Below are 13,151 nucleotides of genomic sequence, written 5' to 3'. Positions count from 1 at the left end.
TTTAGACTAGACAAGGATGTCTTTTTTGGTAAAGTAAACAAAACTCACGATAGTAGAAACCAGCGCCCAGACGATGAGTACCGTAACCGAGAAGAGCATGTTCATGCCGTCAACTGGCTGGACTGCTCCTGACAAATAATCGGTGAGGCGCAGATTGACCATGAACAGGTAATGTGTGAGCGTCCAGTCGGACAGGAAAAAACTAATGAAATTCCCAGCGATAAGGGTGGCTAAGATAATCCCTATTGAAGCAGCCGTGCTCTTGACAAGGACGGAAATCATAAAGGAGATACTGCCCACAACGACTGCTACAAAGAAAGCCAGAGAGTAGACCATGAGCGAGAACTGCCACTCCGGAACATTGAAAACGCCGGAAGCGTCCAATTTCCCTGCCAGGACCCTAAACCCGGTCGCGACCGGCGCCATCCAGCCTCCAAAGCCGAAGAAGAAGCCGGAGATGAGGGCGGAGAGCAGAAAGGCACAGAAGATCACTACCACTTCCAGAATAATTAAAGCCAGATATTTGCTTAGGAGGATTTTCCACCTGGGGATGTTTCGGACAAGGAGAAGTTTGATCGTCCCGCTGGAGGATTCTCCAGACACCATATCTGCGGCCAATATGACAATAAGCAAGGGTAGAAACAAGAAGATAGACTGTTCCATGAAAGTGGCTGTAAATTTTGCTGCTGACTGATCCAATGGGTTGATATTGTTGTCAAGATCATATTGCAGCTGCTGCATTTTGACAGTCAGAGAAGATTGGCTTTTAGCATCCATGTAGGGGCTGTCCAGCCTGCCTTTCATGTCAATCAACTGCTGTTCTGCCAGTTTGTGCCAGTCAGTCGTTGCCGTAATCCCCATGCGCTGTGTGAGCTGCGCCTTGGTCCTTGCTAAAGTTCGGTTTTGCCCATAAGCGAAGACGGAGATCAAGATAACCAAAATGGCCAAGACAAACATAAGCCGCTTCTTAGCAATCATTTTTGTGACTTCGTTTTCAATCAGACTATACAATTTGATCACCTTCTGTAAGGCCGAGGAACAGATCTTCGAGGGTGTTCTGTTTTGACGAGCAGTATGTAAGTTCCAGGCCTTCTTTTATTAAGAGTTCATTAATCTCGGCAAGGGACGGTTCGCCGAGACGGGCGCTGACGGTGTTCTTTTTCAGTTGAACTGCCTTGATGTTCCAATGCTCATCAAGGAGTGCGATCGCTTTTTGGGGATCATTCAACTGCCACTCTATCTTGTCCTCGTGAAGAAGTTCTTGGACTGCGCCAGTTTTGATGACTGTTCCTTGCTTGATAATCGAGACAGTATCGCATATTTCCTCTATTTCCAAGAGCAGATGGCTGGAGACAAAGACCGTCATGCCTTCTTCATAGGCGAGTCTGCGGATCAGATTTCTGAACTCCGTGATGCCGGCCGGATCCAACCCGTTTGTTGGTTCGTCAAGAATTAAGAGTTTGGGTCGGGAAAGAAGGGCCTGGGCAATGCCCAAACGTTGGCGCATCCCTAGAGAATAGGTGCTGATTTTGTCATTGATCCGATGTTGGAGTCCAACCATCTCCACCACATCGTGGACACGCTGCCTGCCTATTGTTTTATTCATGGCGGCATATTGAAGCAGGTTTTCCATCCCGGTCAAGTATTTGTACATATCAGGACTTTCAATGATACATCCGACGTTGGACATTGCCTTAACAAAATCCCGGGAGACAGAATGGCCGCAGATCGTCACAGAACCCTCCGTTGGCCGGATCAAGCCGACAATCATGCGGATTGTCGTCGTCTTCCCGGCACCGTTCGGACCGAGAAAACCAAAGATCTGAGATGGGTAAAGGGTGAGATCAATATGTTTTATGATCTCCTTTCCCTTGATAGTTTTTTTTATGTTTTTCAATTGCAGCACTGGAGTTTGTTGCATTCTTTTCACCTTTTTACGTTTTTACTTAAAGTAAATATGCATTTTTGGACTAATTCGTGCAACTGGGGCGGAGAATACTCTTATATACTAATTCTTATGGTATCAATAAGCAACTAATTATGGAAATAATAAAGAAGAAATCTTTATGCAGAAGGCCATGCAATATCCGATTATCGATGTCCCTAGCGCCTTTCTAATCTCAAGAAGAAATAGTCGTCGGTATAAAAGCTAGCTGGTGGTTGATTGAGGAAGTGTTTGCGTGGTTCATGTTTAAAAAAATAAGGTCTAGAATAATCCTAGACCTTCTAAAAACTAATCAGGAAGTTATAATTTAGTACCTTCTTTATAGTTAATTTCTTGTAATGCATTTTTTAGGACATGCAAGTTGACATGCACCGCAGTCAACACAGCCCAATTCATTGATTACTCTTTTTCTATCATTCTCTTCTGTGATACACCCAATGATACAGACTCGTTGGCAAGATCCGCACCCTGAACAATCTGATTTAGTAATTTTTCTAGGCATAATATTCTCTCACATCATTTATAGTGTTTGCTTACATGAGGTAACTGCAACTTCTAATGTTCTTGTAAGGAATGGACACTTTTTTTTCATCATCTCAAAGTTGTCTCCATCTTTGATAAATTTGGCAGTTCCTTCGATTAAAAATCCTGTTCCCATATAGTTGTAGCCCATTACTTCCTTACTGCCAAGAGTTAATTTAACTTTAGGGTTAGCGTTAATATTTTCCTCTGTTTTAATCATGGCAGCAGCGGGAATTAAGATTTTATTTCCTTCTGTAACAATTAGATAACTGTTCCATGTGTTACAGACATGCGCTTCATTATTTGAACAGGTTACAATAGAAACTACTCCTTCATGATTTAGTACTTCAAAGAATTTTTCTGTAAACATTTTTATATTCCTTCTTTCATAAGATAATGGATAAATATTATCGTCGATAAATACTATCCGCATTGATGGTACGATTTTTTGCCCTTTTTGTCAATAGAAATGTTTTACCTTAAAGAAATATAGTTTTATGCTTTATGAAAAACTTGAATAAGTATAAATAATCGGTTATTTTTAATAAATGAATGACAATATCAAAGGAGTGCCGAAAAATGAAATTTTCAGTGGGAGTGGAATATGCAATACATTGCTTATTATACATGGTAAACTCAGAAGAAGGTAAATCTATGGGAATTAGGGATTTAGCGACATTTCAAGGCATCTCGGAAACTTATTTATCAAAAGTATTTGCAAAATTAAGTAAGTCAGGGATTATAAATTCAATACCAGGTGTAAAAGGTGGTTATATGCTGGCTCGTAGTGCGGAGAAAATAACTTTTTGGGATGTTGTTGAAGCAGTGGAAGGTAGTGAACCATTTTTTCAATGTGCAGAAATAAGACAAAATACTATATTATTGGACAAAGATAATTTACCAGATACGTATACCAAGTGTCCTTGTTTAATAAAAGTTGTAATGTCAGAAGCAGAAGATGAAATGAGAAAATATTTAAGTAATAAGTCATTGGCGTGGCTATATGATGAGGTCTATAATAAAAAACTTTCGAAGGAAATGAAAAATGCAACCATTGAATGGTTTAGTAATATAAGAAAACTTTCATGAGCCCAAATGGTATGGCAAATCTGCAGTTGCTTTAAGATTTGAACCAGGAAATGGAAGTCAGCGGGATAGTTTAACTATATACCCAGTAGCTTATTCCTCTTAAATTGTAGGCTTTAACGGTATTGAATTTGGTCTGGGCACTGCGGGTATCTTCAAACCAAACTCGATGGCTGACTCCCTGGGCATCGGTATAATTATAAAAAGGAGATTCTGCGGTTTGATCGTATTGAATCGTTGCTCCATATTGAATGGTCCGGAGGGCAGCGGCCTGCGGGCTAAACGTTTCTGCATCCTGGCCCTGAGCATGAGGAAGTGTCCAATCACGGGCATAAGTTTCGAAGCCCATAAAGATTTTATTACGGGGATTAACGCTAACAGCATAGTCAAGAACATGTTTAATTTGATTCAGGGGAGAAATAGCCTGTGGTGGCCCTAACCTATAACCCCATTCATAAGTCATAAGCACGACAAAATCTGCTATTCGGCCATGGGCAGCATAATCATGTGCTTCATACAACAGTCCTGATTGCGCTGCACTAGTTTTGGGGGCTAAAGCTGTGGAGACTAAAATAGATTAGATTAGACTATCCAAGAAAACCTGGTCAATACAATAAAGTATAAATCCCCTCCTGTGATTATGCTCTGATTAATCATAGGGGGGATTCTTTTTCTGGAATATGGTGAAAGGTGAAGACAACAAACTGGTTAAAAAGTTAACTGTGCTTCAGATCGAACGATCTGGGAGAAACGTACATTTGCTTAATTTTTAGTTAGAATCTGATTATCTTTAATACTGACCTTTTGTGCTAAAGAGGATTATAATTATAAAAAGTAGAAAATCATAGACAAAATCAATGATCAGTATGACTTCTTACCAACTTGAAGACAAAAAGGAGGATGTGGGTTGGGTAGTTTCTCAAATATTATCAGCAGGTCTGAGATAGACACAGTAGAAAGTATCGTTGCACTCAATTTTCCAAAGGTTTATAAGGATCAAAAAATCTCTGAGGTTTATTTGGAATTCGGTCAAGCGCATAACTATATATATGTTTTAAGCTCCGATGGTAAATTATTAGGTATTTTAGATCAAGCAACAATGATGCAAGTAGAAGTTCACAATTCATTACAAAAACACGCAGGTGAACTAATAGGCGAAGTACCTATGTGCCTAGCCTTACATAGTTCTATCGCAGAAGCGCTTTCCCTCTTTCTAAAACAGGGAGCATATGAAGTTCCAGTCAAAGATGAGGAAGGACGAATGCTTGGGGTACTAAAGCTGTGGCCTCTGCTTGATTATCTGATAAGAATGCTGGGGGAGTCTCATCAAGAACTTAACGAAGCTAAGAAGCTTATTGCTGCTTTAGAGACGGTCGTGGAAAATCCATATGAAGGCCTTGTAGCCGTTGACGAAAACAGCCATGTTGTTATGATTAATAATTTCTATTTGGAGGCTTTAGGGATCACCAGAGAAGAAGCTTTAGGACGGCATATTCATGAACTCACCCCACATTCTGAACTTCCGGAGATCGTTCGCACAGGAAAGGCCCAATTCGCAGAGCACTGGAAAGTACGGGACCGCGAATTCATGATTATCCGGGCACCTATTAAAAAAGATGGCAAAATCATCGGTGCGCTTGGCAAAACCCTATTCAAGGATATGGGTTTGGCGCATGTCTTTGCGAGAAAATTAACCCAATTAGAAGATGACCTGAAGTTTTATAAGGAAGAGTTACGTAAAATTCACAGGGCTTCCTATGATTTTGAAGATATTATAGGTGAAGGTCCTAAAATTATTGCAACCGTTAATTTAGCCCAACGAGCTGCTCGTACTACCTCAAATGTACTGTTAACAGGGGAAAGCGGCACCGGAAAAGAGTTGTTTGCCCATGCCATTCATAACGGTAGTTCGCGATGTCATGGCCCATTTATAAAGGTTAATTGTGCTGCAATTCCCGAACAACTATTAGAATCAGAATTATTTGGCTATGCCGAAGGAGCTTTCACCGGTGCTCGCAAAGGCGGCAAACCTGGTAAATTCGAACTGGCCAATCATGGTACTATTTTTTTGGACGAAATCGGTGACATGAGTCTGCCCATGCAGGCTAAGCTTCTGCGAGTTATCCAAGAACTTGAAATTGAAAGGGTCGGCGGAACACAGCCTCGCAAAATTGATGTGCGTATTATCACAGCAACTAACCGCAAATTATATGATATGGTACAAGAAAGAACGTTTCGTGACGACCTTTTCTATCGGTTAAATGTTATGGCCATTGAGTTGCCGAGCTTACGGGAAAGACCGGATGACATAGAATTACTGGCTAATTTCATGGTAACCAAATTAAACCAAAAACTGGAGACAAATGTTGAAGGCATTTCTCGTGAAGCTATACAGATACTTCAAAGCTATTCTTGGCCGGGTAATGTTCGAGAATTGGAAAGTGTCTTGGAACGAACGATGAACGTGGTTGACGAGCCGTTCATTTATTCGGAACATTTACCTGTCCAGTTAAGGCAGTCTATTGTGGGTTCGGTTGAAAATCAAGTTAGAAGGCAAAAAAGGATGGATGTGTTCTTAAATTCGGCTGAAAAAGATTTGGTGCTTGACGCTCTGCGGCGGGCAAAGGGGAATAAAGTAAAAGCAGCCAAAATCCTTGGGATTCATAGATCAGTTCTGTATAAGAAACTAATTAAGCACGGGCTTGATAGTGAGACTTTGTCACGGGAATTATAACAAAGATACTATGTCCTGTAACTGAGACATTGTGTCTATTAATTGGAAGATGATGTCTTCAATTTGAGACATAATATCTTTAAAATAAGAGAAATTCACTTCTTAATATTTTCAAAATTGATAATATTATGGTACTTTTTGCGACCTTAAAGTGTTGTTCTGACTAGGATTTTCCTGGTCATTTTTTTATTGCTAATATTTTACTGTAAAAGTCGAAAAAGTTGGATTTGTTTTTGCATGTTAAGTCTATTGAAAGGAGGAAATTTTAAGGAGTTTCGATGAATTATGTTTGGTTTAAGGAAGATGGAGATCGATAAAATTTATTACCGACAGAACTATGGCAAAGGTCGCTCTAATTTAGTAACTTGCTATAAGTTTGATAAAAAGGAGAATAATCGTGGAAATAAAGAAAGTTGGAGTATTAGGAGCTGGCATCATGGGTGCTGGGATTGCTCAAGTCAGTGTTGAAGCGGGATATAGCGTAGTTTTGATAGATGTCGTTCCAGAAATAGCGAATAAGGCAAGCAAGACTTTAAACAAGGCCTGGGCTAAAGCACTGGAAAAAGGAAAAGTGTCAGCAGAAAATGTGGCTGATTATAATGCCAGACTAATCTTCGGCACTGATATTAATGAGTTTCGAGATGTTGATATTGTAATCGAAGCAATTGTTGAAAACATTGATTTTAAGAAAAAAGTTCATAAACAACTCGGAGAACTATGTAAAGCGGATACGATTTTAGCAACCAATACCTCAGCGTTGAGTATTACTGAGATCGCTGCGGCTACTAATCGCTCCGACAAAGTGTTGGGAATGCATTTCTTTAACCCTGTACCCGTTATGAAATTAGTTGAAGTAATTCCTGGAGTTGTTACAAGCGATGATACTGCTCAGACAGTCATAGAATTGGCTGAAAAAATGGGCAAGGAGCCTGTACTGGCTAAAGAAAGTCCCGGTTTCATCGTTAACCGCATCTTAGTTCCATATATGAATGAAGCTGCTAACGTTTTCTATGAAGGCATTGCTTCAGCAGAGGAAATCGATAAGGCTATGAAACTGGGCGCGGGAATGCCTATGGGTCCTTTAGCACTGGCTGATATGGTAGGAATCGATATCGTCTTGGCAGTCTGTGAATTTTTCTTTAAAGAATTTGCTGATTCCAAATACCGTCCTTCACTGTCATTCAGACAAAAAGTACGTGCCGGTCACCTTGGCAAGAAGACGGGCAAAGGCTTTTATGATTACACAAATATGATATAGCCAAAACCTTCGAAAATAACAAGGAGGGATTGACTTGGATTTTAGGAGCGAGTACGAGAGCAAATTTGTCTCTGTAGATGAAGCAGTTAAGGTTGTTAGGTCCGATGATGTCGTTCATTACGGTGAATTTATGATGGCGTCGCATGTTTTGGATGAAGCTTTAGCTAAGAGGAAAGATGAATTAAACGGAGTTGTTATTAATACTGTTTGCTGCCCTTTTACACCCCAAACCGTTATCAATGATCCTGAAAGAAAACATTTTATCTATAATGATTGGCACTTCAGTGGGGCTAGCAGAAAGCTTCATGACAAAAACTTGTGTAATTATATTTCTCTAACGTATCACGAGGCACCAAGTTTTTTTGACCGCGGTTACGTACCTGTTGACGTAGCTATGATCAAGGTCACTCCTCCCGATAAGCATGGCTATGTAAATTTAGGAACATCAAATTCCATAACTCATGCCATGTGTGATGCAGCTAGAATAGTTATCGCTGAAGTAAATGATTCTGTACCGAGATGTCTTGGTGGCTCTAGAGAAGCCTTACATGTATCCGAAATTGATTATTTTGTTAAGGGCGATAATCGACCCCTTCTTCAACTGCCCAAAGCCCCTATATCCGATATTGACAGAACAATTGCCAAAATTGTTCTGGAACAAATTGAAGATGGTGCCTGTTTGCAGTTAGGGATCGGTGCTATGCCTAATGCAGTTGGGGAAATGATCGCTCAATCGGATTTAAAAAACCTTGGTGTTCATACTGAAATGATGGTTGACTCCTTTGTGGATATGTACGATGCCGGAAGAATTACGGGAGTGCGAAAACAGATCGACAAAGGTAAGATTGTCTATACTTTTGCAATGGGAACTAATAAGCTCTATGATTTCTTGAATAACAATCCAATTTGTGCAAGTTATCCGGTCGATTATACAAACGATCCTGATATAATTTGTCAAAATGATAAGGTGATTGGTGTTAATAATGCGCTGGAAGTAGATCTCTATGGACAAGTTGCCTCAGAATCATCAGGCATGAGACAGATTTCTGGAACGGGGGGACAGTTGGATTTTATTTATGGGTCCTATAAGTCTAAAGGTGGTAAGGGCCTGATCTGTCTTACCTCGACCTACGTTGATAAAGAAGGCAAGCTGAAATCGCGTATAAAACCTTTTTTAACGCCTGGATCAACTGTAACTGTACCAAGAAGTATTAATTATTACGTGATTACTGAATACGGTATGGCAATGCTTAAGGGTAAAAGTACATGGCAAAGGGCTGAAGCCTTAATTAATATTGCCCATCCTGATTTGCGTGAAGAACTCATCAAAGAAGCCGATGCCCAAAAAATATGGGTTAGATCGAGCAAGATATCTTAAAAGAAACGATTATCGAATACCATTAACATAATAGAGGGGGAATTTATGATGGCAATTGAACTTAATGATGTTGTAATGGTGAGTGCCTGCCGAACGCCTATTGGTGATTATGGAGGTTCTCTCCAACCGGTGGCGGCTAATGAGTTGACGAAGATTGCTGCTGCTGAGGCTATAAAACGTGCGGGAATTGGCCCTAAACAAGTTGATGAAATTGTGGCAGGAATGTGCTTAGGGCATGGTAATGGTTCATGTCCACCACGAATTGTGGCGATGCAAATAGGCATGGATCCAAAATCAAGTGCCACTATGGTCAACCAGAACTGCGCGTCAGGAATGCGGGCCGTGGAAATTGCCGCCATGAAACTGCAGCTGGGGAAATACGATATTGCTCTGGTAACCGGTACAGAAAGTATGAGTAATATTCCCTACATCTCAACGACAACCAGATGGGGAGCCAGAATGGGTGATGTCAAATTACAGGATGCCTTACTTGCTGATGCGTTGGTATGTCAACTGGCTGGGTCCCACATGGGCGGAACAGCCGAAAATGTTGCTGAATTGTATGGCATAACACGGGAGGAATGCGATACGCTGGCACTTCTCAGCCATAAGAGGGCAGTAAGGGCTATTGACGAAGGCCGTTTTGAGAGAGAGATTGTTCCGGTACCCGTCAAAAAAGGAAAAAAAGAATATGTGTTTGCGCAGGACGAGCATCCAATTCGGGGAGCAAGCCTGGAAAGCTTGGCAAAGCTAAAGCCAGCATTTGTAAAAGACGGAGTTGTCACAGCAGGTAACTCTTCGGGGCTTAATGATGCTGCCGCCGCTGCGGTTTTGATGACCAAGAAAAAGGCTCAAGAACTGGGGATTAAACCTCTCATGAAGTTGATTAATATCTGCGATGAAGGGGTGGAAGCTCGTGTAATGGGGTTAGGCCCAGCCGTTGCAATACCAAAATGCCTGAAAGAGGCCGGAATGAAATATGAAGATGTCGATTACTGGGAAATCAACGAGGCCTTTGCGGCTCAAGTCATCGGCGTTAAAAAGAAGCTCAAAGAAGATACCGGCATCACTGTGAACATAGGTACGTTTGAACATGATGGTAACGTTAACAATAATGGTTCTGGAATTGGTTTGGGACATCCGGTTGGCGCTACTGGATTGCGCATCATTGTTAGCCTCTATTATGAATTAGAGAGACTTGGGAAAACAAGCGGCGGCGCTTCTCTTTGTGTAGGTGGAGGAGCATCGATGGCTTCCCTGTGGACAAGAGATATATAGAATTTTCCCGTCATTTACCAATAGGTTAGATAGAAAATTTGATGTTTTTACAGCGTAGACGAGTTAGTCGGAGCGGTAAAACATCGAATTGTTTAAAGTTAGAGAAAAAATAATTAGAGTTGGAGGGAATATAATGTCTTCAAATTTTGCAGTGAATAGTATTAGAGATTTTGAATTTATAATCCAAGAATGGCTTCCAACAGAAAAAATATTTAATTACCCTCAGTTTGCCGACTACTATTCCAAAGATGATATTAAATCAGTTCTTGAGCCAGTTTTAAAAATGTGTAAAGCAGTCATAGAGCCGACCAACGGCGAATGCGAGACCCATCCCGTTACCTTTGCTGACGGTAAGGTAACGACTCCACCAGGCTTAGGACCTCTTTTTCATAAGCTGCAGGAAGAGGGGTGGGGGACTAGTAATATTGATGAATCATTTGATGCCATGGTTTTGCCGGAAATGCTGCATGCCGCCGCCTGGGAATTGATTTGTGCTGCCAATCCTTCCCTTATGCCTTATATTCTATTGACAAGCGGAGCAGCTAACTTAATCCAGACGTTTGGTGATGAAAAATTAAAGGCAGTGTTCCTTCCTAAGATGATGGATGGAACTTGGGCGGGAACAATGTGTCTAACCGAGCCTGGTGCCGGTTCTGATGTAGGGGATATTACTTCCAAGGCATACCCGACTGAAAACCCAAGAATTTTTAAGATCCAGGGCAATAAGATATTTATCACCGGCGGAAACAATGATTTTACTGAAAATATTATTCACCTTTATTTAGCTCGCATTGAGGGTGCTAAGCCGGGCACAAGCGGCATCTCTCTATTTGTAGTGCCCAAGTATTGGGTCAACGAAGATGGCAGCCTGGAAGACAATGATTTTGTTAACACTGGCGTAGAACACAAGATGGGTCTGCACGGTTCTGTAACGGCAGCTTTATCAGCTGGCGAAAATGGGAATTGCCGCGGTTGGCTGCTGGGTGTTGACCCGCGTGAAAATGATGGCAAGGGCGAAGGTATGGCTCAAATGTTTCAAATGATGAACATGGCTCGAATGGAAACCGGACATATGGCCCTTTCTTGCATTAGTAACGCATTTGCAAACGCCCGTGATAATGCTAAAGAGAGAGTTCAAGGACGCCTCATGACAAATCCCAAGGCAGGACGGGTAGCGATTATTAATCATGAAGATATTAAACGTACTCTAATGATGGGGAAAGCTCATATTGAAGCAATGCGTGCCATGATGTATAGGGTTTATCTCGCTTTTGACGAGAGACACCGCGATCCAGATCCGGAAGTAAGAAAAGCTGCCAGTGACCTGATCGAAATATGCACTCCGCTTTGCAAGGCTTATCCTTCGGATGAAGCCTGGTGGCTTATTGGAGAGGCGCTTCAATCCTATGGCGGGTATGGTTACTGTGAAGAATATCCTTTATCCCAAATTGCTCGTGACGTAAAGATCTACTCCATTTGGGAAGGAACCAACTATATCCAGTCTATGGATTTGCTTGGCCGCAAGATGAACATGAAGGGCGGTTCTCTCTTTGGCTCTTGGCTCAAGGAAATGTTCGATTTCTATGCAGCCAACAAAGATAACGAAGCCTTAAGTAAAGAATTTGCCATTCTTGGCAAGGCGCTAAACTCTTATCAAGCTATGCTTAAGGCTGTTGCCGAATACTCAAAGACAACTATAAACATGATTCCTCTTTATTCCCGTCGTATTCTTACGGCCTCTGCGCAACTATTTTGTGGTCGTCAAATTCTTGATCAGGCAATCTTAGCAGACAAGAAGGCTAAGGAAGTGGGACCAAGTCACTTTGATTATAACTTCTACACGGGTAAAGTTGCGTCAGCAAAATACTACTTGCATAATGTGGTTCCTAATGTTTGGACTGTTTCAGAGATTGTAATTGACGGCGATACCTCGGTACTCGATGCTGCGGTTGAGGTTTTTGAATATTAAATCAATATGGGAGCTGAAAAATAGCCTTCATCAAAGACGGAGGCAACTGAAAAAGTAACTTTGATTTATAAAGGTACAATTTCTCAAGAAAAATGAGAGATTGTACTTTTTTTCTGTATAATTAAAGCATTCTATGTGGCTGGAAAGTGTCTTGAACTGTGGAATAGTAAAAGACAATAGGTAATATCAAGGTCTTGCCTTTTGAATGTTTTTGGAGGTAGAATAAGGAAAAAATGTATCAAGGCGTCAAACAAAGGCAAGCTGGCGATTTAGTCCTAAGTCTTGCGTGAAAGGTCACCGGAAGTGGCAATTACCCGAAGACTTAAGGTCTTTGGGATAGAATAATCCGAATACACACGGACACCTCATATTGACGACTCTCCGGTTGGAAAAGTAAGGAGAAATAGTAGAGGGAGATCAAAGATGTACTTTTCAATTTATCTATATACCAATTGTAGCATTTATCGCATGGCTTTGGTTTGGAACAGGATATCGAGTGACGGACGATGAGTTAAAGATTAGATGCGGTCCTATTCGTCAGACGATTGCTTTAAATGAAAAGGTACAAGAAATCCAATATCGTCACCAGCCCTTTCACTAGACAGGTTGGAGATTAAACACGGGGCGGGCAAAATAGTAATAATTTCGCCACAAGATAAAGAAGGATTTATAAACTTAATAGTTAGCAAGTACCCAACGGTGATAATAAACGGTAATAACACAAAAGGAGATGGTGAGATCATTGAAGGCTATCCAATCGAACCAAAGGATAAGCTTGTCGGATTTGAAGGCTTTACTGGTATTATGTCAGTTTATAAAGCTTTAGGGTTTAATGAGAACGGGAAAAATCAACGGAATGAAATCTTAATAAGATATTAATGAGATATTATAAAGCAAGCAGGGAAGTGGCTCTTAGACAAATAAAGTGAAGTGAAATTAAATTAAATTAAATTTAGATGGGAGGAACCGTTATATGGGTGG

12 protein-coding genes are annotated in these 13,151 nt (G+C 41.0%); 7 read left to right on the top strand and 5 right to left on the bottom strand.

Features of this window, described 5'->3' with window-relative positions:
* Positions 1 to 6 precede the first annotated feature (6 nt).
* The 4 genes from B5Y67_RS16255 to B5Y67_RS16240 all read right to left on the bottom strand — a co-directional run bounded on the left by B5Y67_RS16255 (position 7) and on the right by B5Y67_RS16240 (position 2,837).
* A complete protein-coding gene (locus tag B5Y67_RS16255) occupies positions 7 to 1,020 on the bottom strand; it encodes an ABC transporter permease (RefSeq protein WP_242976003.1) in 1,014 nt (337 codons plus the stop codon).
* Positions 1,004 to 1,921: an ABC transporter ATP-binding protein gene (locus tag B5Y67_RS16250; RefSeq protein ID WP_088227468.1), complete on the bottom strand. Its 918-nt coding sequence runs from the start codon at positions 1,919 to 1,921 to the stop codon at positions 1,004 to 1,006. The genes B5Y67_RS16255 and B5Y67_RS16250 overlap by 17 nt, the downstream gene beginning before the upstream one ends.
* Positions 1,922 to 2,270: 349 nt before the next feature.
* Positions 2,271 to 2,447, bottom strand: a complete 177-nt coding sequence (locus B5Y67_RS16245) for a 4Fe-4S binding protein (RefSeq protein ID WP_088227467.1) — start codon at positions 2,445 to 2,447, stop codon at positions 2,271 to 2,273.
* 18 nt (positions 2,448 to 2,465) lie between these two features.
* The gene (locus B5Y67_RS16240; RefSeq protein ID WP_088227466.1) at positions 2,466 to 2,837 is read right to left on the bottom strand and encodes a pyridoxamine 5'-phosphate oxidase family protein; all 372 of its coding nucleotides are present in this window, start codon (positions 2,835 to 2,837) and stop codon (positions 2,466 to 2,468) included.
* Positions 2,838 to 3,046: 209 nt separating this feature from the next.
* On the opposite strand from B5Y67_RS16240, the gene B5Y67_RS16235 reads away from it, so the two are divergent.
* The gene (locus B5Y67_RS16235; RefSeq protein WP_088227465.1) at positions 3,047 to 3,556 is read left to right on the top strand and encodes an Rrf2 family transcriptional regulator; all 510 of its coding nucleotides are present in this window, start codon (positions 3,047 to 3,049) and stop codon (positions 3,554 to 3,556) included.
* A gap of 70 nt (positions 3,557 to 3,626) precedes the next feature.
* Here the strand turns inward: B5Y67_RS16235 and B5Y67_RS16230 are convergent, their stop codons facing one another.
* Positions 3,627 to 4,127, bottom strand: a complete 501-nt coding sequence (locus B5Y67_RS16230) for a glycosyl hydrolase family 18 protein (RefSeq protein ID WP_282432787.1) — start codon at positions 4,125 to 4,127, stop codon at positions 3,627 to 3,629.
* A gap of 333 nt (positions 4,128 to 4,460) precedes the next feature.
* Between B5Y67_RS16230 and B5Y67_RS16225 the strand changes: the two genes are divergently transcribed.
* From B5Y67_RS16225 to B5Y67_RS16195, 6 genes are all read left to right on the top strand, one after another.
* Complete coding sequence (locus B5Y67_RS16225) at positions 4,461 to 6,287, top strand: sigma 54-interacting transcriptional regulator (RefSeq protein ID WP_088227464.1); 1,827 nt, start codon at positions 4,461 to 4,463, stop codon at positions 6,285 to 6,287.
* 397 nt (positions 6,288 to 6,684) lie between these two features.
* Entirely contained in the window at positions 6,685 to 7,545 is an 861-nt protein-coding gene (locus B5Y67_RS16220) for a 3-hydroxyacyl-CoA dehydrogenase NAD-binding domain-containing protein (protein ID WP_088227463.1), read from the top strand.
* A 34-nt stretch (positions 7,546 to 7,579) separates the two neighbouring features.
* The gene (locus B5Y67_RS16215; protein ID WP_088227462.1) at positions 7,580 to 8,923 is read left to right on the top strand and encodes an acetyl-CoA hydrolase/transferase C-terminal domain-containing protein; all 1,344 of its coding nucleotides are present in this window, start codon (positions 7,580 to 7,582) and stop codon (positions 8,921 to 8,923) included.
* Positions 8,924 to 8,971: 48 nt separating this feature from the next.
* Positions 8,972 to 10,201, top strand: a complete 1,230-nt coding sequence (locus B5Y67_RS16210; RefSeq protein WP_088227461.1) for a thiolase family protein — start codon at positions 8,972 to 8,974, stop codon at positions 10,199 to 10,201.
* 133 nt (positions 10,202 to 10,334) lie between these two features.
* Positions 10,335 to 12,170, top strand: a complete 1,836-nt coding sequence (locus B5Y67_RS16205; RefSeq protein WP_088227460.1) for an acyl-CoA dehydrogenase — start codon at positions 10,335 to 10,337, stop codon at positions 12,168 to 12,170.
* A 576-nt stretch (positions 12,171 to 12,746) separates the two neighbouring features.
* Positions 12,747 to 13,049 (top strand): PH domain-containing protein, encoded by a 303-nt coding sequence (locus B5Y67_RS16195; RefSeq protein ID WP_088227458.1) that lies wholly within the window; start codon positions 12,747 to 12,749, stop codon positions 13,047 to 13,049.
* Positions 13,050 to 13,151: the final 102 nt, after the last annotated feature.

The organism is Desulfosporosinus sp. FKB (genome assembly GCF_002196705.1).
GTDB lineage: Bacteria > Bacillota > Desulfitobacteriia > Desulfitobacteriales > Desulfitobacteriaceae > Desulfosporosinus.
This window is presented reverse-complemented; position numbering and strand designations above follow the sequence as displayed.

What these genes read in the sequence shown, in the direction of transcription:
- B5Y67_RS16240 (WP_088227466.1), bottom strand. Translation starts at nt 2,837, where the DNA reads ATGTTTACAGAAAAATTCTTTGAAGTACTAAATCATGAAGGAGTAGTT.
- B5Y67_RS16250 (WP_088227468.1), bottom strand. Translation starts at nt 1,921, where the DNA reads ATGCAACAAACTCCAGTGCTGCAATTGAAAAACATAAAAAAAACTATC.
- B5Y67_RS16245 (WP_088227467.1), bottom strand. Translation starts at nt 2,447, where the DNA reads ATGCCTAGAAAAATTACTAAATCAGATTGTTCAGGGTGCGGATCTTGC.
- B5Y67_RS16210 (WP_088227461.1), top strand. Translation starts at nt 8,972, where the DNA reads ATGGCAATTGAACTTAATGATGTTGTAATGGTGAGTGCCTGCCGAACG.
- B5Y67_RS16235 (WP_088227465.1), top strand. Translation starts at nt 3,047, where the DNA reads ATGAAATTTTCAGTGGGAGTGGAATATGCAATACATTGCTTATTATAC.
- B5Y67_RS16205 (WP_088227460.1), top strand. Translation starts at nt 10,335, where the DNA reads ATGTCTTCAAATTTTGCAGTGAATAGTATTAGAGATTTTGAATTTATA.